20 protein-coding genes and 2 tRNA genes are annotated in these 23,478 nt (G+C 41.5%); 14 read left to right on the top strand and 8 right to left on the bottom strand.

What is annotated here, in order from left to right; genetic code table 11:
- Positions 1 to 26 precede the first annotated feature (26 nt).
- Positions 27 to 116: transfer RNA gene (locus BKL49_RS04205), tRNA-Ser, on the bottom strand.
- A 209-nt stretch (positions 117 to 325) separates the two neighbouring features.
- On the opposite strand from BKL49_RS04205, the gene BKL49_RS04200 reads away from it, so the two are divergent.
- The gene (locus BKL49_RS04200; protein WP_077423372.1) at positions 326 to 991 is read left to right on the top strand and encodes a Bax inhibitor-1/YccA family membrane protein; all 666 of its coding nucleotides are present in this window, start codon (positions 326 to 328) and stop codon (positions 989 to 991) included.
- A 55-nt stretch (positions 992 to 1,046) separates the two neighbouring features.
- On the opposite strand, the gene BKL49_RS04195 is transcribed toward BKL49_RS04200, so the two are convergent.
- Positions 1,047 to 1,943, bottom strand: a complete 897-nt coding sequence (locus tag BKL49_RS04195) for a TIGR01777 family oxidoreductase (RefSeq protein WP_077423371.1) — start codon at positions 1,941 to 1,943, stop codon at positions 1,047 to 1,049.
- On the bottom strand, positions 1,943 to 2,395 hold the full coding sequence (gene argR, locus BKL49_RS04190) for a transcriptional regulator ArgR (protein WP_077423370.1): 453 nt from the start codon (positions 2,393 to 2,395) through the stop codon (positions 1,943 to 1,945). Before argR ends, BKL49_RS04195 begins: the two co-directional genes overlap by 1 nt.
- Before the next feature lie 205 nt (positions 2,396 to 2,600).
- Between argR and mdh the strand changes: the two genes are divergently transcribed.
- From mdh to cysB, 10 genes are all read left to right on the top strand, one after another.
- Entirely contained in the window at positions 2,601 to 3,536 is a 936-nt protein-coding gene (mdh, locus tag BKL49_RS04185) for a malate dehydrogenase (protein ID WP_077423369.1), read from the top strand.
- Between the two features lie 306 nt (positions 3,537 to 3,842).
- Positions 3,843 to 4,412, top strand: coding sequence for a ComEA family DNA-binding protein (locus tag BKL49_RS04175; RefSeq protein ID WP_077423367.1), 570 nt, complete (start codon positions 3,843 to 3,845; stop codon positions 4,410 to 4,412).
- Positions 4,413 to 4,607: 195 nt separating this feature from the next.
- The gene (gene sucA / locus BKL49_RS04170; RefSeq protein WP_077423366.1) at positions 4,608 to 7,415 is read left to right on the top strand and encodes a 2-oxoglutarate dehydrogenase E1 component; all 2,808 of its coding nucleotides are present in this window, start codon (positions 4,608 to 4,610) and stop codon (positions 7,413 to 7,415) included.
- 101 nt (positions 7,416 to 7,516) lie between these two features.
- On the top strand, positions 7,517 to 8,746 hold the full coding sequence (gene odhB / locus BKL49_RS04165; RefSeq protein WP_077423365.1) for a 2-oxoglutarate dehydrogenase complex dihydrolipoyllysine-residue succinyltransferase: 1,230 nt from the start codon (positions 7,517 to 7,519) through the stop codon (positions 8,744 to 8,746).
- A 246-nt stretch (positions 8,747 to 8,992) separates the two neighbouring features.
- Positions 8,993 to 10,159 (top strand): ADP-forming succinate--CoA ligase subunit beta, encoded by a 1,167-nt coding sequence (gene sucC / locus BKL49_RS04160; protein WP_077423364.1) that lies wholly within the window; start codon positions 8,993 to 8,995, stop codon positions 10,157 to 10,159.
- 4 nt (positions 10,160 to 10,163) lie between these two features.
- Complete coding sequence (gene sucD, locus BKL49_RS04155) at positions 10,164 to 11,060, top strand: succinate--CoA ligase subunit alpha (RefSeq protein ID WP_077423363.1); 897 nt, start codon at positions 10,164 to 10,166, stop codon at positions 11,058 to 11,060.
- Positions 11,053 to 11,760 (top strand): hypothetical protein, encoded by a 708-nt coding sequence (locus BKL49_RS04150; protein ID WP_077423362.1) that lies wholly within the window; start codon positions 11,053 to 11,055, stop codon positions 11,758 to 11,760. Before sucD ends, BKL49_RS04150 begins: the two co-directional genes overlap by 8 nt.
- Positions 11,761 to 11,932: 172 nt before the next feature.
- Complete coding sequence (locus BKL49_RS04145; protein ID WP_077423361.1) at positions 11,933 to 12,556, top strand: L-threonylcarbamoyladenylate synthase; 624 nt, start codon at positions 11,933 to 11,935, stop codon at positions 12,554 to 12,556.
- A gap of 52 nt (positions 12,557 to 12,608) precedes the next feature.
- The gene (gene rluB / locus BKL49_RS04140; protein WP_143530803.1) at positions 12,609 to 13,622 is read left to right on the top strand and encodes a 23S rRNA pseudouridine(2605) synthase RluB; all 1,014 of its coding nucleotides are present in this window, start codon (positions 12,609 to 12,611) and stop codon (positions 13,620 to 13,622) included.
- Positions 13,623 to 13,631: 9 nt separating this feature from the next.
- The gene (gene cysB / locus BKL49_RS04135) at positions 13,632 to 14,603 is read left to right on the top strand and encodes an HTH-type transcriptional regulator CysB (protein ID WP_077423359.1); all 972 of its coding nucleotides are present in this window, start codon (positions 13,632 to 13,634) and stop codon (positions 14,601 to 14,603) included.
- Positions 14,604 to 14,655: 52 nt separating this feature from the next.
- Here cysB and prmB read toward each other — a convergent pair whose 3' ends face one another.
- Positions 14,656 to 15,600 (bottom strand): 50S ribosomal protein L3 N(5)-glutamine methyltransferase, encoded by a 945-nt coding sequence (gene prmB, locus BKL49_RS04130; RefSeq protein ID WP_077423358.1) that lies wholly within the window; start codon positions 15,598 to 15,600, stop codon positions 14,656 to 14,658.
- A gap of 95 nt (positions 15,601 to 15,695) precedes the next feature.
- On the opposite strand from prmB, the gene smrB reads away from it, so the two are divergent.
- Positions 15,696 to 16,199 carry an endonuclease SmrB gene (smrB, locus tag BKL49_RS04125; protein ID WP_077423357.1) on the top strand — a complete coding sequence of 168 codons (504 nt, stop codon included), beginning with the start codon at positions 15,696 to 15,698 and terminating at the stop codon, positions 16,197 to 16,199.
- A 201-nt stretch (positions 16,200 to 16,400) separates the two neighbouring features.
- Here smrB and BKL49_RS04120 read toward each other — a convergent pair whose 3' ends face one another.
- The gene (locus tag BKL49_RS04120) at positions 16,401 to 17,294 is read right to left on the bottom strand and encodes a LysR family transcriptional regulator (protein ID WP_077423356.1); all 894 of its coding nucleotides are present in this window, start codon (positions 17,292 to 17,294) and stop codon (positions 16,401 to 16,403) included.
- Positions 17,295 to 17,387: 93 nt separating this feature from the next.
- Here BKL49_RS04120 and topA point away from each other — a divergent pair, with 93 nt between their 5' ends.
- Positions 17,388 to 19,994 (top strand): type I DNA topoisomerase, encoded by a 2,607-nt coding sequence (gene topA, locus BKL49_RS04115; protein ID WP_077423355.1) that lies wholly within the window; start codon positions 17,388 to 17,390, stop codon positions 19,992 to 19,994.
- A gap of 49 nt (positions 19,995 to 20,043) precedes the next feature.
- Here topA and BKL49_RS04110 read toward each other — a convergent pair whose 3' ends face one another.
- The 3 genes from BKL49_RS04110 to BKL49_RS04100 form a co-directional block, all read right to left on the bottom strand.
- On the bottom strand, positions 20,044 to 20,877 hold the full coding sequence (locus tag BKL49_RS04110) for a DUF4198 domain-containing protein (protein ID WP_077423354.1): 834 nt from the start codon (positions 20,875 to 20,877) through the stop codon (positions 20,044 to 20,046).
- 184 nt (positions 20,878 to 21,061) lie between these two features.
- A complete protein-coding gene (gene uspE / locus BKL49_RS04105) occupies positions 21,062 to 21,991 on the bottom strand; it encodes a universal stress protein UspE (protein WP_077423353.1) in 930 nt (309 codons plus the stop codon).
- Positions 21,992 to 22,117: 126 nt separating this feature from the next.
- Positions 22,118 to 22,891 carry an FNR family transcription factor gene (locus BKL49_RS04100; RefSeq protein ID WP_077423352.1) on the bottom strand — a complete coding sequence of 258 codons (774 nt, stop codon included), beginning with the start codon at positions 22,889 to 22,891 and terminating at the stop codon, positions 22,118 to 22,120.
- Between the two features lie 293 nt (positions 22,892 to 23,184).
- Here BKL49_RS04100 and BKL49_RS04095 point away from each other — a divergent pair.
- A tRNA-Leu gene (locus BKL49_RS04095) sits at positions 23,185 to 23,270 on the top strand.
- Positions 23,271 to 23,478: the final 208 nt, after the last annotated feature.

Genomic DNA, 23,478 nt, shown 5'->3' with positions numbered 1-23,478 from the left:
TAAATTTACGACTTCTAAAGAATTAATGGCGGAGGAAGTGAGATTCGAACTCACGGAGGGCGTAAACCCTCGCCGGTTTTCAAGACCGGTGCCTTCAACCACTCGACCATTCCTCCGAAGAAAACGGGGCTTAGTATAATTCAAAATTTTTTGATGTAAATAAAAAAATGTAGAAATTGTGTTGGTCGGTGTTTATTTATTCATTTCGATTTCTTTTTGAACGAAATGAGAAATAATTTTCTTCTATAGCATTGACTTTTTACCTATCCGCCCTTACTTTACAGCCTGCATTTGTGCATTAACCAACATCAATTAAGGAGCTTTTATGCAATCACGCATTATTGTTGACTCTGGAAGTGAATCTTTATTAAGCACTCATAAAGTGCTTCGTAATACTTACTTCTTACTTGGGCTGACAATGGCATTTTCAGCGGTTGTTGCCTATATTTCAATGGCGATGAACCTACCTTATCCGAATATTATTGTGTTACTTGTGGGCTTTTACGGCTTACTTTTCATCACAAACCGTTTGGCTGATCGCCCTGCCGGTATTTTAGCGGCATTTGCGTTTACCGGATTTATGGGATACACCATTGGGCCAATTTTGAATATGTATGTGGCAAACGGTATGGAAGATCTCATTATGTTAGCGTTTGCAGGAACAGCAATCGTATTCTTTGCTTGCTCCGCTTATGTGCTAACAACGAAGAAAGATATGTCATTCCTTTCAACGGCAATGTTTGCGCTTTTCATTGTTCTTTTACTTGGAATGGTGGCGAGCTTCTTCTTCCAAATGCCGGCATTGGCAATTGCAATCAGTGCATTGTTTGTGGTGTTCTCAACGATGACGATTTTGTATGAAACCAGTAACATTATTCACGGCGGTGAAACCAATTATATCCGTGCAACCGTGAGTATTTATGTTTCCATTTATAACTTATTCTTGAGTCTATTAAGATTACTTTCTATCTTCTCAAGTAATAATGACTAAATTTAAAGAATGAAAAAAGACGCGTCTTGTTAACTTCAAGGCGCGTTTTTTTATGCTATTTTTTCGTAAAAAGTGCGGTTAAATATTGCGTTAAATTTTCGTATTGAAAACGAAAACCTGCCTCAAGTAAGCATTTCGGTAAGGCATTTTGGCTTTCTAATAACATTCCCGCTCGCTCGCCTAAAACCCATTTTAAGGTAAATTCAGGGATAGGGAAGTAAGCACAGCGATTTAGTGATTGGGAAAGTTGTTGGTTGAAAAATTGATTCGTTATCGGCTGCGGTGAAACCAGATTATAAACGCCTTCGGAATTGCCGTGTTCGAGCAAAAACACAATACCTCTCACCATATCTTCCAAAGCAATCCACGACCAATATTGTTTGCCTGAACCTAACCGTCCCGCCAAATTCCATTGATACAGTGGTAGCATTTTCGCTAATGCCCCGCCCTGAGGAGAAAGCACCATACCGGTGCGAAGCAGGCAAACTTTAGTGTGTACTTGACGTGCGGTATCTTCCCATTTTTGGCAAAGTTGTGCCGTGAAAGTGTGTTGAGCAGTGGGGCTTATTTCTGTAATCACCCGTTTTGCCTGATCGCCATAAATGCCCATTGCCGAAGCGGAAATAAAATGGGGAGGATTGCGTCCATTATTGATGAGATTGGTTAATTGCTGCGTGAGTTTTACACGACTATCAAAGAGCTTGATTTTCTGTAATGCCGTCCAGCGTTTGGCAAAAATGGGTTCGCCGGCAAGATTTATTACCGCCTCGAAGTGATCTAAATTTTCAAGGGGGGAAAGTGCGGTCAAAAATTGCAGTGTTTTTTGTGGCAAGATTTGGCGGGCTTTTTCTTCCGAACGGGTCAAAACGGTAATGTGATATTGTTTATTTAAAAGAGTAGGGATTAATGCCTGCCCGATTAATCCCGTGCCACCGGTGATAAGAATCTTCATTAGAGTGAGCTTTCAAAAAGATCTTGAATACGTTCAATCAGTGTTGAAATGAGGGTATTGCTGGTGGGGGCGACAAAAATAGTATCATCACCGGCAATGGTGCCAAGAATGCCTTCAGGTTTGCCAATAGAATCCAGTAAACGGGCGATAAGCTGTGCGGCACCCGGCGTGGTTTTAATTACCACCAACATTTCATTGTAATCAATATCTAAAACGAGATTTTTTAGTGGGCTGCTGGTGGCCGGTACACTTAGTTCGTTTGGCAAGCAATAAACCATTTCCATTTTGGTATTGCGGGCGCGCACTGCACCAAATTTACTGAGCATTCGTGAAACCTTAGATTGGTTGATTCCACTAAAACCAAGATTTTTCAATGCTTCTACAATTTCGCCTTGAGAGGCAAAACGTTCTTGAGCGAGAAGTTCTTTAAATGCTTTTGTTAGATTGTCCATTTTAATATTAAATTAGGTAAAAACTGCATAAGCGTTGCATAAAAATTCAATTTATGCAACTAAAATGGCATTTATGCCTGAAAAAGCAACGATTTATTGTCAGAAATTTGAGCAAGATCTCATAATTGAATTTCTCTGTTTGTAATTTGTTAATTTACCTTTTAGAATTTGCCCGATGAGTTAATCTACTTAATAAGGAGTACTTATGAAAGTTGCAGTGTTAGGTGCAGCAGGCGGTATTGGTCAAGCATTGGCATTATTGTTGAAATTACAATTACCGGCAGAAACCGAATTATCTTTATATGATATTGCCCCGGTCACACCGGGGGTAGCGGCAGATGTGAGCCATATTCCGACGGCAGTGAAAGTGAAGGGATTTTCAGGTGAAGACCCGACGCCTGCATTAGAAGGGGCAGATGTAGTATTAATTTCAGCCGGTGTTGCCCGTAAGCCGGGGATGGATCGTTCAGACTTATTCAATATCAATGCGGGTATCGTACGCGGTTTAATTGAAAAAGTCGCGGCAACTTGTCCAAAAGCCTGCATTGGTATTATTACGAATCCGGTTAATACAACAGTTGCAATTGCGGCGGAAGTGTTGAAAAAAGCCGGTGTTTATGATAAACGCAAATTATTTGGCGTAACCACCTTAGATGTTCTTCGTTCAGAAACTTTTGTTGCCGAGCTTAAAAATTTAAATGTTTCCCGCACAACCGTTCCTGTTATTGGCGGACATTCCGGTGTAACCATTCTTCCGTTGCTTTCCCAAGTACCTTATGCGGAATTTAACGCAGAGGAAATCGCACCATTAACCAAACGTATCCAAAATGCCGGTACAGAAGTGGTGGAAGCGAAAGCCGGTGGTGGATCGGCGACCCTTTCGATGGCACAAGCGGCAGCCCGTTTTGCACGTTCCCTTGTAAAAGGATTAAGTGGAGAGACAGTGGTTGAATGTACTTATGTAGAAGGCGATGGCAAATATGCCCGTTTCTTTGCACAACCGGTTCGTTTGGGTAAAGAGGGTGTTGAGGAAATTCTGCCAATCGGCCCATTAAGTGAATTTGAACAACAGGCATTAGAAGCAATGTTGCCAACATTACGTGGTGATATTGAATTAGGCGAAAAATTTATTAACGGTTAATTCTCATTTTATGATGAAAGAAGGCACAAATAAGTGCCTTTTTTATTTGAAATGTAAAAATTTTAAGAAAAACCGTGACTTAGTTCACAAATTTGAATATTGGTATTTGCATAAGTTTTTTGATAAAGGTATTTTTAACGCACCAAAAACAAGTGCTATTTTAATAGCCGACATTTATTTTGCTTTCCGAGTGTGCCTTTCCCGAGGCACTTTTTTTTGCCTTAAAATAATGCGATTGAACTCATTTTTGAAGGTGCTGTCCTAGTAGCGTCTTTTGACAAATCAATACAATAATAGGAGTTTTTTATGAAATCTTTAAAATCTTTACTGAGTTTGACCGCACTTGCAATTGCCGTTTCCGGTGGGGCATTGGCGAATGAAAATCCACTTTCAACTTTTAAAAAAGAGGCGGCAAACAGTGCCAATTCAATGGTTCAAAGCCCAAAAGAAAGTGTGATGGCAGAGAAAATAGGTGCAATGGAGAAAGTCGCCACCACGAAAGAAGAAACAATGGATTCAATGAAATCCGCTAAAACGATGGCGAAAGAAAAAGTAGAAACGGTAAAAGAAAAAGCCAAATCGATGAAATCTTCCGATTCTTCTTCAATGAAAGAGAAAGCGAATGAAAAATTAAATTCTGCGAAAGAAAAAGCAACGGCAACAAAAGAGAAAATTGCTTCAAGTGCAAAAGTGAATATCAATAAGGCGGATGCACAAACTTTACAAAAACTTTCCGGTATCGGTGAGAAAAAGGCGCAAGCCATCATTGATTATCGTAACCAAGTCGGCAAAATTAAAAATGCCGCCGAATTATCAAAAATTGAAGGTTTGGGCGAGACTACTATTGAGAAAATCGCACCTTATTTAACCTTCTAAAAATAGCGTATTTTTGACCGCACTTTCCGAAAGCCCGATAACATTATCGGGCTTTTTGTTATGGCTAAAAATTTAAGTTAAAAATATTGTTGAGCTAGATCACAAATTTGTAACAAACTCCCCGCTAAGCATTTTCTCACGCGTAATCCTATGTATAATGGGCGCACTCAATCCAGCAGATATTTAGAGGTAAATATGCAGCAAAACAAAACCTTTGATGAATGGTTAGCGACAACCTCATTAGGAGGGGCGAATCAAGCCTATATTGAAGAGTTATATGAACGTTATTTGGATGATCCCGCCTCAATTGATGAGAGTTGGCGTAGTACCTTTGATTTGTTGCCGAAATCCACTGCACCGGAGCAGGCACATTCGCCGGTACGTGATTATTTCCGCCGCTTAGCCCGAGAAAATACGACCGAGGCGGTCACAATCATTGACCCTGAGGCGAGTGCAAAACTGGTTAAAGTGCTTCAATTTATTAATGCTTACCGCTTCCGAGGTCATTTGGAAGCCAAACTTGACCCGCTTAATTATTACCGTTGGAAAGTGTCCAGCGTGCCTGAATTAGATTATCACTATCACGGTTTTACCGAACAAGATCTCAACGAAACCTTTAATATCAATCACTACGTTTACAAACGCGATAATATTAAACTTGCCGAATTAAATGAAATGCTGAAAGAAACCTACTGTGGGGCGATTGGCTTGGAATTTATGCACGTGCAGGATATGGAACAAAAAATGTGGCTGCAAGAAAAATTGGAAAGCCGCTTAAATCAACCGCTCTTTACCAACGATGAGAAAATTAATTTTCTCAATGAATTGACTGCCGCAGATGGATTGGAACGTTATCTGGGGGCTAAATTCCCGGGAGCAAAACGTTTTTCTTTGGAAGGAAGTGATGCCTTCATCCCATTAATGAAAGAGATCATCCGTCACGCTGGTAAATTAGGCGTAAAAGATGTGATGATGGGAATGGCACACCGCGGACGTTTGAATATGTTGGTAAACGTATTGGGTAAAAAACCTGAAGATTTATTTGATGAATTTGCCGGTAAACATTCAGGAGATCGCACCGGCGATGTGAAATATCACCAAGGTTTTTCTTCTGATTTTGCAGTGGGTGATCACCACGTGCATTTAACCCTTGCTTTTAATCCTTCGCATTTAGAAATTGTCAGTCCGGTGGTAATTGGGGCGGTGCGTTCCCGTCAAACCAAGAAAAATGATACCCAACGTTCACAGGTGTTGGCGGTAACGGTACACGGCGATTCTGCGGTGGCAGGACAAGGTGTTGTGCAAGAAACCTTAAATATGTCCAATGCACGTGGCTATACGGTAGGCGGCACAATTCGGATTGTGATCAATAACCAAATTGGTTTTACCACCTCAAATCCAAATGATACCCGTTCCACCGAATACTGCACCGATATTGCAAAAATGATCCAAGCACCGATTATCCACGTCAATGGAGATGAGCCGGAAGCCGTAGCCTTTGCCGCACGAATGGCGGTGGAATATCGCAATTTGTTTAAACGCGATATTTTTATTGATCTTATTTCCTATCGCCGTCACGGTCATAATGAAGCGGATGAACCGCTCGCAACCCAGCCAATGATGTATAGCATCATCAAAAAACACCCGACACCACGCAAAGTATATGCCGATCGTTTAGTGGCAGAAGGCGTGATTAGCGAAGATCAGGCAACGGAAATGATGAATCTATATCGTGATGCCTTAGATAATGGCGATCGTGTGTTGGCGGAATGGCGTGAAATGGATACCGCAAAAATGGATTGGTTGCAGTATCTCAACTACGACTGGACAGCGCCTTATGAAAGCAAGTTCCCACAAGATCGTTTCATCACGCTTGCCAAACGCGTGTGTGAATATCCTGAAAGTTTACGCGCCCATCCTCGCGTTGAAAAAATTTACAATGATCGCAAAGCGATGTATCAAGGCGAAAAATTGTTGGATTGGGGAATGGCGGAAACGATGGCGTATGCCACACTGCTTGATGAAGGCGTGAATGTACGTTTATCCGGTGAAGATGCCGGACGGGGGACATTCTTCCACCGCCACGCCGTAGTGCATAATCAAAATGATGGTACGGGTTATGTTCCGCTTACGCATTTACACGCAAATCAAGGACGTTTTGAAGTATGGGATTCCGTTTTATCGGAAGAATCCGTGCTTGCCTTTGAATATGGTTATGCCACTGCCGATCCGAAAACGCTCACCATTTGGGAAGCACAATTTGGTGATTTTGCCAATGGCGCACAAATTGTGATTGACCAATTTATCAGCTCCGGTGAACAAAAATGGGGCAGAATGTGTGGCTTAGTGATGTTATTACCACACGGTTACGAAGGACAAGGACCGGAACATTCCTCCGCCCGTTTAGAGCGTTATTTACAACTATGTGCAGAGCAGAATATGCAGGTGTGTATTCCATCCACACCGGCACAGGTTTACCATATGTTACGCCGTCAGGCATTGCGAAAAATGCGCCGTCCATTAATTGCGATTTCGCCAAAATCCTTATTGCGCCATCCATTAGCCGTATCAAGTTTAGATGAATTGGTCAACGGTGCATTCCAAACCGTGATCGGAGAAGTGGATGAACTCGATCCGAAAGGCGTAAAACGGGTTGTAATGTGTTCCGGTAAAGTATTCTACGATTTATTGGAACAACGCCGTGCGAATAATCAAACGGATGTGGCAATTATTCGTATCGAACAGCTTTATCCTTATCCGCACGATGATGTGAAAAAAGCCCTTGAGCCTTACGCCCACGTAAAAGATTATGTATGGTGTCAGGAAGAACCGCTCAACCAAGGTGCTTGGTATAGTTGTAAACATAATTTTGAAAGCTCCATTCCCGAAGAAGTGAAATTGAAATATGCAGGTCGCCCTGCTTCAGCTTCACCGGCGGTGGGTTATATGTCGTTGCATACCAAACAGCAAAAACAATTGGTAGAAGATGCTTTGACTTTATAAAGTGCGGTCAACATTAAAAGTGTTTTTTAACCCGATCTTTTCTAAAAAAGGAAAGATCGGAATTTGAGATAGATTTCTGTAAAGAACGAAAGGAAATTAATATGACAATCGAAATTCTTGTTCCCGATTTACCTGAATCTGTTGCCGATGCGACAGTGGCAACTTGGCATAAAAAAGTGGGCGAGGCGGTAAAACGTGACGAAGTGTTAGTCGAAATTGAAACGGACAAAGTGGTGTTGGAAGTACCGGCGCAAGCAGATGGGGTGATTACCGATATTTTAGAAGCCGAAGGGGCAACCGTGGTAAGCAAACAAATTCTCGCTAAACTTTCCACCGCTCAAGCGGGTGATCTAAGCTCCGCCACGGTAAAAGAAGCGAATGAAGCCACGCCGGCAGATCGTCAAAAATCAGCAATTGAAAACAGCCATAATAATGCTGCCGATCAAAGCCCTGCGGTTCGCCGTTTATTGGCAGAACACGATCTTGATGCCACCCAAATTCAAGGTTCCGGTGTGGGGGGACGTTTAACCCGTGAAGATATTGAACGGGAAATGGCAAAACGTGATGCGCAAAAAGCAAAACAGGCAATGGCAACGGAGCAAAATACCATTAGCACGGTGGCGTACAGTTCCCGTTCCGAAAAACGTGTGCCGATGACCCGTTTACGCAAACGCATTGCCGAACGTTTATTAGAGGCGAAAAACAGCACGGCAATGCTCACCACCTTCAATGAAGTGGATATGCAGCCGATAATGCACTTGCGTAAACAATACGGTGAAAAATTTGAAAAACAACACGGCGTGCGTTTAGGTTTTATGTCCTTTTATATTAAAGCGGTTGTAGAAGCCTTAAAGCGTTATCCGGAAGTGAATGCGTCCATTGACGGCGATGATATTGTGTACCACAACTATTTTGATATTAGCATTGCGGTTTCGACACCGCGCGGTTTGGTCACACCGGTGTTACGCAACTGCGACAAACTCAGTATGGCGGAAATTGAAAAGCAAATTAAAGCCTTGGCGGAAAAAGGTCGGGATGGCAAATTAACGGTGGAAGATTTAACCGGCGGTAATTTCACGATCACCAATGGCGGTGTTTTTGGCTCTTTGATGTCCACGCCAATTATCAATCCGCCGCAAAGTGCAATTTTAGGAATGCACGCCATTAAAGAACGTCCAATTGCCCTTAATGGTGAAGTGGTGATTCGCCCAATGATGTATTTGGCGTTGTCTTATGATCACCGTTTAATTGACGGTCGAGAATCTGTGGGTTTCCTCGTGGCGATTAAAGACTTATTGGAAGATCCAACAAGATTATTATTGGAAATTTAGCGGAAAAGTGCGGTCAATTTGATCGCACTTTTGTTTTTTATGGTGTTATTTTCCTTAGGATTTATTGTTAAACAGCGATAATATCAAATGTAATATAACGTGATTGGTAGGGACGCGATGCCTCGCGTCCGTATCAATAAAATCGATAGATTAATGTTAAGGACACCAAGCGTGGAATCTCTACCATTCGCGTTATTTTTTATGTATTGGCGACATACTTTTAGAAATGAAAACATAGGGGAACTTATGAACCTACACGAATATCAAGCAAAGCAGCTATTTAAAGAATATCATTTGCCGGTAAGCGAGGGGATTGTTTGCCAATCGGCAGATGAAGCGGCAATGGCACTTTTTCAGCTCAATGGTGAGACTTGGATTGCCAAATGTCAGGTACACGCAGGCGGTCGCGGCAAAGCGGGAGGGGTAAAACTCATCCATAATGAAGAAGAAGCCCGAGCATTTGCAAATCAATGGCTAGGTAACCGCTTGGTGACTTTTCAGACGGATAAGCAAGGTCAGCCGGTTCATCGTATTTATGTTGAAGAAACCTGTAATATTGAAAAAGAACTTTATCTTGGTGCTGTGATCGATCGTTCCTCACAAAAAATTATTTTTATGGCGTCTTCCGCCGGTGGAATGAATATTGAAGATGTGGCACGGGATACACCACATTTAATCCATAAAATTGCCATTGATCCGTTATTCGGTGGTATGCCGTATCAGGGGCGAGCGCTTGCCTTTAAACTGGGTTTAAGTGGGGAGCAAAATAAACAGTTCAGCCATATTTTTGTGCAACTTGCCAAATTATTTGTTGAAAAAGATCTGGCTTTGTTGGAAGTCAATCCCCTTGTGATCACCAAAGAAGGAAATTTGATTTGTTTAGATGCCAAAATGGCGATTGATGATAATGCCGTTTTCCGCCATAAGGATTTACTCGCACTGCGTGATTTAAGTCAAAGTGATTTACGTGAAGCCGAGGCGGAAAAACATCAGCTCAATTATGTGGCGTTAGAGGGCGATATTGGCTGTATGGTGAATGGTGCAGGGCTTGCAATGGGGACAATGGATATTGTCAAATTTTATGGCGGAAATCCGGCAAATTTCCTTGATGTAGGCGGTGGAGCGACAAAAGAACGAGTTACCGAGGCGTTTAAAATTATCCTTACGGATAAAGCGGTGAAAGCCATTTTGGTGAATATCTTTGGCGGAATTGTACGCTGTGATCTGATTGCCGATGGCATTATTGCTGCGGTACGGGAAATTGGGATTTCCGTTCCGGTGGTGGTACGCTTGGAAGGCACAAACGCCGAATTAGGCAGAAAAATTTTATCGGAAAGTGGGGTGAATCTGATTGCGGCAAACAGTCTGCAAGAAGCTGCCCAAGCCGTAGTGAATGCAGCGAAAGGAGTGTAATGTTATGTCGATTTTAATCAATAAAGACACCAAAGTGATTTGCCAAGGTTTTACCGGTTCGCAAGGTACATTCCATTCCGAACAGGCACTTGCCTATGGTACAAAGTTAGTGGGCGGTGTTTCACCTAATAAAGGGGGCAGTACTCATTTAGGGCTGCCGGTATTTAATACCGTGTGTGAAGCGGTGGAAGCTACCGGTGCAACGGCGACAATGATTTATGTTCCCGCCCCTTTCTGTAAAGATGCTATTTTAGAAGCCATTGATGCCGGTATTCAGCTTGTTGTTTGTATCACAGAGGGAATACCAACCCTTGATATGCTTACGATAAAACAAAAATTAAAGGAAACCGGTGTGGTGATGATCGGCCCTAATTGCCCGGGGGTAATTACGCCTGATGAATGTAAAATTGGCATAATGCCGGGACATATCCATAAAAAGGGCAAAGTGGGCATTGTTTCCCGTTCCGGCACGCTGACTTATGAAGCGGTAAAACAAACTACGGATGAAGGCTTTGGACAATCTACCTGTGTGGGCATTGGTGGCGATCCGATTCCCGGCTCAAGTTTTATTGATATTTTAAAACGCTTTCAAGAAGATGTGGAAACCGAGGCTATCGTGATGATCGGCGAAATTGGCGGCTCGGCGGAAGAGGAAGCGGCGGCTTATATTAAAGCCCATATCACCAAACCAATGGTCGCCTACATTGCCGGTGTTACTGCACCAAAAGGTAAGCGAATGGGACACGCAGGGGCGATTATTAGCGGTGGAAAAGGCACGGCTGATGATAAAATCGCCTCACTTGAAGCGGCGGGCGTCAAAACCGTGAGAAGTTTAGCGGAGATTGGGGCTGCATTAAAAAATGTGATAAACAAGTTTAATGAGGGAAATAAAAATGTTTAAGTTAAAAAAAACAGGGCTGATTTTTACTGCACTTTTGGTTTCAACAAGTGCTTGTACGTCAATAAAATCTGGCTCGGGAAATATTAAAAAAGTTAAATCTATTGATATTCAAGTAATACCTTATTATTCTGCACTTGGGGGAAAGGTTGAGTGGGTTAATGTTTATAATGAAATCGATCCACTTCTTGCAAGTAATCGTTTTACTGATTATCAAAAAGCGGTAGAAATTGTAGAAAAAGATCCAGCGTTGGTTACGCCAATCACTATGTTTACTTTAGCTGCACGTAGTTATGATTTTGGGAAAAGAGATGATGCGGTAAAATGGTTTTATCGAGGAAGGGATCGACTTATTACCGCACTGTATGTGTTGAATCTTCCTAAAATGAGTGAAGTCGAATATGTTGATTTTTCCAAGCTTGTTGGAAGTGTGATTAATCCCTATGCTTTTTGCGATTTTGCTAAGCAAGAAAAGGCGGCGGAAGAGGCGGTTAAATGGGTGAAAGCAAATCCATATCAAGCAATATTTTATGAAAAAATACCATCAAAATATTCTGATCGAAAAAAAGCACTCAAAGAATCCGAAGCTGAATTAGATAAACGTCTAATACGGCAAAAAAATTATCTTTCCAATTCCAAACACAAGCAAGAATTTTTGCAACAAAGGGAGAAAAATCAAGTGCAACAGCGTTTTTGCTGGTAATAAATTTTTTTATCTCATAAATCAGAGCTGACAGTATTGTATCATTTTGAAATTTATAGCAGATTTTGACCGCACATTTGATAATGTGTTCAAAGTGCGGTTTTTTTATAACAAGTTTTGATAATGTAATAATTAAAAGGTGTATAATTCCACTAATTTTGAGGAAACGAAAATGAGCCAGTTTTTTTATATTCATCCGGAAAATCCGCAAGTTCGCTTGATTAATCAAGCGGTAGAAATTTTGCGTAAAGGCGGTGTGATTGTTTATCCAACCGATTCCGGCTATGCCCTCGGTTGTATGCTTGGTGATAAACACGCAATGGATCGTATTGTGGCGATTCGCCAATTGCCTGAAGGACATAATTTCACTTTGGTGTGCAGTGATTTATCCGAACTTTCAACCTATGCCACCGTAAGTAATGTGGCTTATCGCTTAATTAAAAATAATACACCGGGGCGATACACTTTTATTCTTACCGCAACAAAAGAGTTACCCCGCCGCTTAATGACATCAAAACGCAAAACCATTGGTTTACGCGTGCCGGATAATCAAATTGCATTAGATTTATTGAAAGCCTTGGACGAGCCGATTTTATCCTGTTCTTTGATGTTACCGGGAGAGGAATATATTACCCAGTCCGATCCGGAGGAAATTCGCGATCGTTTAGAACGCCAAGTGGATTTGATTATCCACGGCGGCTATTTAGGACAAGATCCCACCACTGTGGTGGATTTAACAGACGATCAACCGATTATCTTGCGTGAGGGCAGTGGCTCAACCGCACCTTTTCTTTAATCAGTATATTTAATTAACAATGAGACGCTTGGGAAAGCGACAAAGGAAAAATATGAAATCAACTCAATTTAAAAAAACATCTGCCAAACAAGGTGAAAAACGCCGTGAAAATCGACCGCACTTTGAGCGTAAAAAAAACAAAACCGCAGTTCATTCTGAACCTAAGATGGCGACTTTGCCAAATTCATCCCATATTTCTAAAGGCACAGTAGAGGGTGAAAAATTACAAAAAGTATTGGCACGTGCGGGACAAGGATCTCGCCGTGAAATTGAAGCAATGATTGCGGCAAATCGGGTCAGTGTTGATGGCAAAATGGCAACATTGGGCGATCGCATTGATGTTCATTCCGGTGTGAAGGTGCGGATTGACGGGCGAATTATCAATCTTCAGCAAGCCCAAAAAGAAGTTTGTCGTGTATTGATGTATTACAAACCGGAAGGCGAACTTTGTACACGTAGCGATCCGGAAGGGCGGGCAACGGTGTTTGATCGTCTGCCACGCTTAAACGGTTCACGTTGGATTGCCGTGGGACGTTTGGATATTAATACTTCAGGTTTATTGTTGTTTACAACAGACGGTGAACTGGCAAATCGTTTAATGCACCCAAGCCGAGAAGTAGAACGGGAATATTCTGTACGTGTGTTTGGTCAGGTGGATGAGGCAATGTTGGCTCGTTTACGCAAAGGCGTGCAGTTAGAAGATGGCCCTGCCAATTTTAAAGAAATCAAATTTGCCGGCGGGGAGGGGATGAATCAATGGTACGATGTTACCTTAATGGAAGGGCGTAACCGTGAAGTTCGCCGCTTGTGGGAATCGCAAGGCATTCAAGTAAGCCGTTTGATTCGTATTCGTTACGGCAATATTAAATTGATGAAAGGTTTACCTCGTGGCGGCTGGGAAGAAATGAATTTGGAAAACGTCAATTATTTGCGTGAATTGGTGGGCTTACCGCCGGAAACCGAAACAAAATTAGATGTCACCAAACAACGCCGCCGTCCAAAATCCGGTCAAATTCGTAAAGCCGTGAAACGTTATACGGAATTGGGAAAACGTTATAAAAAATAGGTCGTTATTATGAAAATGCAACAACTTCGCTATATTGTTGAGATCGTTAATCAAAATTTGAATGTAACGGAAACGGCAAATGCGCTTTATACATCACAGCCGGGGATCAGCAAGCAGGTACGGTTGTTGGAAGATGAGCTTGGCTTAGAAATTTTTGAGCGTAATGGTAAACACATCAGAGCCGTAACGCCGGCAGGCAAAAAAATTATCGCCATTGCCCGCGAATTATTGGTGAAAGCGGAAAGTATTAAATCGGTGGCATCGGAATATACCCGTCCTGATCGTGGTGTGCTACGCATTGCCACCACTAATACACAAGCCCGCTATATGTTACCGACAGTGGTGGAACGCTTTTCTAAACAATATCCCGAAGTGAGTTTGCATATTCATCAAGGTTCACCAACCCAAATTCACGATGCGTTAATTTTAGGTGAGGTAGATCTCGCCATTACAACCGAAGCACCGCATTTGTTTGACGACCTTATTCAACTGCCTTGCTATTTATGGAATCGCTCCGTGATTGTGAAATCGGATCATCCTTTGGCAAAAGAGAAAAATCTCACGATTGAAAAATTGGGGGAATATCCATTAGTCACTTACACCTTTGGTTTTACCGGCGTGTCGGATTTAGATTATGCCTTTAATGCCGCGGGTATTTTGCCAAACATTGTGTTTACGGCAACCGATGCGGATGTGATTAAAACCTATGTTCGTCTCGGGTTAGGCGTAGGCATTATGGCAAGTATGGCATATACCGAGCTTGATAGTGATCTGGTGGCGATTGATGCCGGTCATTTATTCCACGCCAGTATGACGCAAATTGTGTTTAAACCCAGCACTTTTTTACGTAACTATATGTATGATTTTATGGAATATTTCTCACCGCATTTAACCCGTTCAATGGTTGAAAGAGCCGAGAGTTTGCAAGATAGCAGTTCGATGAAGAAATTATTTGATGATGTAACATTGGATATGCGATAGAAGCATTAAAAGTGCGGTTGAAATTTGAGATGAATTTCAACCGCACATTGCATTAAAAAAAATTGTGGTATTTCACTAAATCTTGACGGCGAATGGCAAACACGCCTAAGCCACCATTTTTCAGTTCAACCCATTCAAAGGGGACATCCGGATATTGTTCGGTTAAACTCACCATACTATTTCCCACTTCACACACCAATACGCCGTTTTCGGTTAAATGATCAGGGGCTTGTTTTAAAATTTGTTTGGTAATATCCAAGCCATCACTGCCTGAACCAAGCGCCAGTTCCGGTTCAAAGTGAAATTCTTCCGGCATATCGGCAAGGTCTTCTTCATCTACATAAGGGGGATTGGTTACGATAAGATCGTATTTTTGCCCCAAGATATTTTCAAATAAATTGGATTGAATCGGGAACACACGATGTTCTAATTGATGGCGGGCAATATTGATTTCCGCCACATTCAAGGCATCAAAAGATAAATCCACCGCATCCACTTCCGCTTCCGGAAAAGCATAAGCACAGGCAATCGCAATACAACCGCTGCCGGTGCAAAGATCCAAAATATGACGGGGAGATTGCGAAATTAATCCTTCAAAACGATCTTGAATTAAGGCACTAATTGGAGAGCGGGGGATGATGGTTCGCTCATCCACGTAAAATTCGTGACCACAAAACCACGCACTGTTGGTGAGATAGGCAACCGGCACGCGTTGTTCAATTCGGGATAAAACAAATTGAATCAAACTTTCTTTTTCCGAAGGGGTTAAACGGCTTTGGAATAGTTCGGTTGGAAAATCAATCGGGAGCTGTAAGCCGGTAAGCACCAGTTGAAGGGCTTCGTCCCAAGCATTGTCGTGTCCTTGTCCATAGTAAATATCGGCACGGTTAAAGGTGCTGTATGTCCAACGGAGAAAATCTTGGATCGTATGCAGTTCGGCGGCAACATTATCATTTAAAATTGTCGCAACCAGTTCTTGATTATGTGTGGTTTCCATCATATTTCCCTTGTAAAAAAATTTGCGTAGTTATACCACATAAGGTGGTTTGTAACTATGATATGATACGCAAAATTTGAAATGAGCGAGAAAAAATGCAAGAAGAATTTGAGCTATTTCGGGCAGAAACGAAAGGGATTAAGCCCATTAAACAAGATACCGTTGTCGCCCCACGTCAAAAGTGCGGTCAAAAAAAATCCTATTTAAGGGATATGCGTGAAAAGGAAGACACCCTATTTTATTTTTCCGATGAATATGAGCCTTTATTAAATGAAAACGATGGAATGGTGAAATATTTGCGTGAAGGCGAGGATTCCCATTTACTTAAACAATTACGCCGCGGCGATTTTTCCCCTGAATTATTTTTAGATTTGCACGGCTTAACCCGTGAGCAGGCAAAAATGGAATTAGCGGCATTATTGCTGGCGTGCGAAGATGAAGGGGTAGATTGTGCCAGCATTATGACAGGCTACGGCACATTCACTTTAAAAAAACAAATTCCACGCTGGTTGGTTCAGCACCCTAAAGTACGTGCGTTGCACCAAGCGCCAAAAGAATGGGGTGGGGAAGCGGCAATTTTGATTTTGGTGGAGGTGTAATCTTTATTGAGAATATCGGGGAAAATTGATAGCGAAAATAACCGCACTTTTATTTCTTTCTTTTACAGGGGGAACTGATATATCAGTTATCTTGTGCAATGAGCATATAATGTAGAGCATTTTTAGACTTAATTTACCTAAATACCCAATCCTAAAATAACGTGAATAGCAGGAGACAAGTTTTGTCTCCTAATCCCAAAATTAAATTTCTGAGCACAATCCCAAACTCGCTAAAAAATCGATAAATGCGCGGACTTTGACGGGGAGGTGTCGTCTGTTTGGATAGACAATATGAATGTCTAATTGTTGTTGCTTGTATTCTGGCAAAACCTCGATTAACTCACCTTTTTTAAACGCCTCATCTAAGATAAATGCCGGTAGATTGACAATACCTAGCCCGGCTTTTGCCATATCCAATAAGGCGAGGCCATTATTACTTACTGCTTTTGATTTGATTTTGATGCGTTGTGGTTGGCTAGCCCGAGTTCCCAGCCAATTCACTTGATTGAGCGTACTTTTATATAATAAGCCCTGATGCTGTTCTAAGTCGGCAGGAGACAGTGGTGTGCCATTTAATTCTAAATAACGGGGAGAGGCGGCAAAATGGACGGTTGTTGTACTGATTTTGCGGGCAACGAGAGAACTATCCTGCATATAACCAATTCGCAGTGCAAGATCATAGCCTTCCGCCACCAAATCAATTTTTTTATCATTAAATTCGACTTCAATGTGCAAATTCGGATGAGCGGCAATAAACATTGGTAAATTGGGGGCAATAAAAAGCAGCCCGAAATCACGTGGCACGGAAACCAATAAATTCCCTTGTAACGTTGTGCTGAGATTGCTCACACTGGCATCGGCTTCATCGATATCCAACAAAATGCCTTGGCAATGTTGGTAGTAAATCATACCGGCTTCGGTTGGCATTATTTTGCGGGTGGTACGCTGTAAAAGGCGTATTTTTAAATGTTCTTCAAGTTGAGAGACCAATTTACTTGCCATCGCGACAGACATATTTTGCTGTGCCGCCGCTTGAGTAAAGCTTTGTGTTTCAATCACTTTACAAAAAATTGAAATCGCATTCAGTTTGTCCATTTCCTTTCCTTTTTCAAAAAAAGACTTGATTTTGCTTGCGTAAGTTTGCACTATACCGCCATTTTACAAAATTCCAGCTAATTAGGTAATCAAATGAGTAAATCTTTGGTGATTGTGGAATCACCGGCAAAAGCGAAAACCATTAATAAATATTTAGGCAGCCAGTATGTGGTGAAATCCAGCGTTGGACATATTCGTGATTTGCCAACGGTAGGTGCGGGGACAGGTGAAAAAGCGAAACCTATTTCAACCAAAGGCTTGAGTGCAGAAGAAAAAGCAAAAATTAAAGCAGAGAAAGAACGTAATGCACTGGTAAAACGAATGGGGATTGATCCCTATCACGATTGGAAAGCCAATTATCAAATTTTGCCGGGGAAAGAAAAAGTGGTGGCGGAATTGAAATCTCTTGCGAAAAAAGCGGATCATATTTATTTGGCAACCGATTTGGATAGAGAGGGAGAAGCGATTGCTTGGCATTTGCGTGAAGTGATCGGTGGTGATGACGAGCGTTTTAGCCGTGTCGTATTTAATGAAATCACCAAAAATGCCATCAAACAAGCCTTTGAAAAACCGGAACATTTAAATATGGATCGGGTAAATGCCCAGCAAACACGCCGTTTTCTTGATCGTGTCGTAGGCTTTATGGTGTCCCCTTTATTATGGAAAAAAGTGGCGCGTGGGCTTTCGGCGGGGCGTGTGCAATCCGTTGCTGTGAAATTGCTGGTAGAACGTGAACGTGAAATCAAGGCGTTCCAACCGGAAGAATTTTGGGAAGTGGCGGCGATTACCCAAACCCAAGGCAAAAAAGCCATTCGATTGGATGTCACAGATTATAAGGGCAAAAAGTTTGATCCGAAAAATCAACAGGAAGCACAAAGTGCGGTCGATTTTCTTAATGTTTCCGATTACGTTGTCACTGATTTAGACACCAAACCGACAAGCTCCCGTCCACGTGCACCATTTATTACCTCAACACTGCAACAAACGGCGAGTACCCGTTTAGGTTTTGGTGTGAAGAAAACAATGATGTTGGCACAACGTTTGTATGAAGCGGGTTACATCACCTATATGCGTACGGATTCCACCAATTTGAGCCAAGATGCCTTAAATATGGCGCGTAGTTATATTGAAAGCCATTTTGGTGACGCATATTTACCGACAAAACCGAATTTTTATTCCAGTAAAGAAAATGCACAAGAAGCGCACGAAGCGATTCGCCCTTCGGATGTCAATACATTACCAGATCATTTAAGCGGAATGGAAAAAGATGCGGCTCGTCTTTATGACTTAATTTGGCGTCAATTTCTCGCCTGTCAAATGCCACCGGCACAATATGACAGCAGTACACTCACCGTAACGGCAGGGGATTACACATTAAAAGCCAAAGGGCGAATTTTACGTTTTGACGGTTGGACAAAAGTCTTGCCGCAAATGGGAAAAAATCCGGAAGATCAAGAATTACCGGCAGTCACCGTGGCAGAAAAATTGGTTCTACAAGAAGTGCAATCAAGCCAACATTTCACCAAGCCACCCGCACGTTTTACGGAAGCTGCCTTAGTAAAAGAGCTTGAAAAACGGGGAATCGGTCGTCCTTCAACTTACGCGACAATTATTTCTACTATTCAAGAACGGGGCTATGTTCGCACCGAAAATCGCCGTTTTTATGCGGAAAAAATGGGAGAAATTGTCACCGACCGTTTAAGTGAATCTTTCAGCGAGTTGATGAACTATGATTTCACCGCCAATATGGAAGACGCCCTAGATAAAATCGCGTCAGGATCGGTAAATTGGAAAATGGAATTAAATCAATTCTTTAAAGACTTTTCTAACCAACTTTCTAAAGCGGAATTAGACGAATTAGAAGGCGGAATGCGTCCAAATAGCTTGGTAGAAACCGACATAAAATGCCCGACTTGTGGTCGAAATATGGCGATTCGCACGGCAAGTACCGGTGTGTTTTTAGGTTGCACAGGCTATGCCTTACCACCCAAAGAGCGGTGTAAAACCACAATGAATTTAATTCCGGAAGCGGAATTATTAAATGTGCTGGATGAATCTTCCGAAACCAAAGCCCTAATGGAACGTAAACGTTGCCCGAAATGCGGTACGGCAATGGATAGCTATGTGATTGATGCACAACGTAAAATCCATATTTGTGGGAATAACCCAAATTGTGATGGCTATCTCATTGAAGAGGGTTCATTCAAAATTAAAGGTTATGACGGGCCTGTTGTGGAATGTGACAAGTGTGGTGCGGATATGCACTTAAAATTAGGGCGTTTCGGCAAATATATGGGATGTACAAATTGTGATAACACCCGCAAAATTTTGAAAAATGGCGAAGTCGCCCCACCAAAAGAAGAACCGGTGCATTTTCCTGAACTTAAATGTGAAAAATCCGATGCTTATTTTGTCTTGCGAGACGGGGCGAGTGGCGTGTTTATGTCGGCGCATAATTTCCCGAAATCCCGTGAAACCCGCCCGGCGAAAGTGTCGGAATTAGCCCTATATCGTGATCGTTTACCGGAAAAATTGGCTTATCTTGCCGATGCGCCACAAAAAGATCCGGAAGGGAATGAGGCGATTATCCGCTTCAGCCGCAAAGAGAAGAAACAATATGTAACTTCAGAAAAAAATGGCAAAGCCACCAAATGGATTGTCGATTTTATCGATGGTAAATGGGGCGAACGGAAGAAATAATTGATAACAAGTAAAAGTGCGGTCAAAATTGACCGCACTTTTTTGTCATCTAGTGATGATGTTCAGGTTTCGGAGGAAGTTTATCTACCCCTTTTCCTACCGGAAGAATTAAGGTCGAATAACTTGCAGACTGTTGACAAGTCGTTTGATCCGAAAATGGCGTTTTGTGAATAACTTTGATTTTCCAAATGCCATCAATTAATGGAATAATATTCACTCGACCTTGACTATCAGTTTTACCGGAAAAACCTTGCGGTTCACGGTGTCCTGTTGCAGCATCCAAATCTTTAACAATCACGGTATCTGCCGTGGCGATTACCGTTTCTCCCGCCAGCGGCATATCCTGATAGAAAATCTGCACAGGAAAGACTTCACCTGATTGTGCTTTACTCGGATCTTTTAAAGGAACGATTTCAAGTGGCAGTCCTATGCGTGTTGTCGCCATTTCAACATTTAGCGGTTGTTTGCCTACGGTTACCAACTTTTTACCGAACATTTGTGTTTGTTCACAGTAAGTCGCATTCGGCGTGTCTTGCATATTTTTCATTTTCCAACCTTCTGAATTTTGTGACCAAAATGTAGGTTTATAGGTCGCAGTTATCCAATAAGATCCCACTTTTAGTGGCTTTTCTGATTGATACTGATAATTTTCACCATTTTGTACTAGCGTTTGTTGCACTCCTTCTTGATTGATAATTTTCAATGGTTCAAAAATAGATAGACGTGCTTCAGGAATTTTTTCAACATAGGGATAATCACCGTAAGCGAGTCCTGCTTTTAAGATTGAATCTGTTTTTAAGTGTTGCGGAGCTGAAACCCACACTTCGTGTGCTTGTACGCTGCATGCAAAAAGCGTTAATCCAGCAATAAATGTTTTTTTCATTTATGAAATCCTTTTAAGTAAATTGTCAATTAACCAAGTAGAAAGCATTTAAATAAGGAGCTGGAAGTGTATAAAAGAAATGAAGTCAGAGCGAATAGATTTTTTTAAATTTGTGAAAGAGATCGCAAAAGTGCGGTAAAAAAGATTATTTTTTATGGCCGCACTTTACATAGATTTAAAAAGATTAGTCTTCTTTTTTAGATGGTTTAATCGCAAGTAGGTTACAGCTTAATTTACTGATTACGTGTTCTGCAGTGTTGCCAAGTAAGGCTGCGGATAACCCTGTACGGCCTACTGTTCCCAAAATAACCAATTCTGCCTCAATTTCTTTTGCCACTTCCGGAATCACATCTTCAGGGAAACCTTCACGAACGTGCGTGTGATCTTCATCAATGCCAAATTTTTGACGTAAGACTTTCATATTAATCAAATGTTGTCCGCGAATACTGTTTTCATAGCCGGAGGCATTAAATTCGGGCAAATCTATCGCCATATTAATTGGTGTGACAGGGTAGGCGGCAACAAGGTGAACATTACCTCGATTCAGATTTTCTGCAAGAGACATCCCCGTTGACACGAGTTCTTGATTAAATTCATCTTGATAATCTTGTTCACCGGAAACATTCACCGCAATTAAAATTCGGCGTTGGTGTTTCCAATCACCATCTCGAACAATCAGTACGGGAACGGGAGATTTACGCAATAATTGCCAGTCAATCGGTGTGAAAATAAGTGAAGTGAAACTTTCTTCATCTTTGGTATATTTCACCACAAGATCGTATGAATTTTTTTCGACTTCTTCACGAATACCTTCTGCTTCATTGCTGTTCCAAACAATATGAGATTCAAACTCAATTTGTGGATCAGCATATTTATCAAGATAAAATTGTACCGCTTGGCGATGCTGCTCGATGGCGGTTTTATGCATTTCTTCACGTTCTTCGGAAGAAAGCAGGGCGGACATTTCATAAGATAAATCATAGACGGTCAATAATGTTGTGATTTTAACTTTCTCAACATTTTCTTGTTCCTTGACAAGACGTACCGCACGTGCAAGTGCATATTGTTTTTCGTTGTCAGGATTGAGAACAACCAAGATATTTTTAAATTTCATAACAACCTCCGTAAATTTGCCGCATAGCATAAGAAAGAATGCGTGTTATGACAAGAAAAGATCACGAAAAAGATGATTTGGTGCAATTTTTAAGAAGAAAAAAGCGTGAAAATATCACGCCATTTTTTAGTCCAACATTGTAATTTTGGTTCGGTTCACGCCGGTCAATTCAATTAATGCATTCATATCATTAATAGTGATGTATTTCCCTTGTACGGAAAGTACGCCCGATTTTTGAAAACGCCCCAAAAGACGGCTGATGGTTTCAACGGTTAAACCAAGATAATTGCCTATATCACCACGTGTCATTGTTAAACGAAATTCTTTAGCCGAAAACCCACGAGCGGAGTAGCGTTTAGAAAGATTGTAGATAAACGCAGCGAGGCGTTCTTCCGCATTCATTTTGGAAAGCAGCAAAATCATTTCTTGATCGCTTTTGATTTCGCTACTCATTAGACGAATAATTTGTTGGCGTAACTTAGGCATTTTGCCTGAGAGATCATCCAAAACATCAAAAGGAATTTCACAGACCATTGCTGTTTCCAGTGCTTGTGCAAAGCTAGGGTGTTGCATATTGGTGATAGCATCAAACCCGACTAAATCACCGGGCAAGTGAAAAGAAGTAATCTGTTCTTCACCCGATTCACTAATGGTATAGCTTTTAATGGTGCCGGAGCGGATCGCATAAATGGAATTTAATGTATCACCGGCTTTGAAGAGTACCTGTGATTTCTGGATGGGTTTTTTCCGTTCAATAATATTATCGAGTTGATCAAGTTCGTGTTCGTTTAATGTGAAAGGAATACAAAGTTGGCTAATACTGCAATCTTGGCAATGAATAGCGCAGCCTCCCGATTGAACCCGGCGTCCTGCCTTCGTTTCTAAAATGAAATTTTTCATTTAATCCTCAAATATTTTAAAAAGAATCGTGTAAAATTGATCTAACACAAAATTTTACCACTAAATAGGGAGTTTAAGAATATGTCGGCAGAAAAATTAACGAAGAAAAGGTTAATTCAAATTTTGGTTATGCTATGTATTTGGGTCAGTGCATTTATCTGGCGATACTTTTTTTCTTAGTGTTTAAGAAGCGTGTTAAAGGCATTTGTTTAATTTTAATGCAACTAAATAAAATCTGAAATTTTTTTCTTGCTACGGGGTTTTATATGTGTATAATACGCCTCCGTACCCAAGCCTGGGTGGCGAAATTGGTAGACGCAGCGGATTCAAAATCCGCCGGTGAGTAACCGTGTCGGTTCGAGTCCGACCCTAGGCACCAAACAGAATTTTAAACACAGAAGCCGCTTTGATAGCGGCTTTTTTGTTGTCTAAAAATTTGTGAAAATTTGACCGCACTTTAGCCGTATATGGATGATTTAGGTAACAAAAGCAAACTATTTGGCTTACTTTTCAGAGATGATATCCTAGATGGAAACTTAGAAGAAATAGATTTTCTAGTACGAATCAAGTGATTAGTGGCGATCAAA

The sequence above is a fragment of the Rodentibacter myodis genome (assembly GCF_001999305.1).
Classification (GTDB): domain Bacteria; phylum Pseudomonadota; class Gammaproteobacteria; order Enterobacterales; family Pasteurellaceae; genus Rodentibacter; species Rodentibacter myodis.
This window is presented reverse-complemented; position numbering and strand designations above follow the sequence as displayed.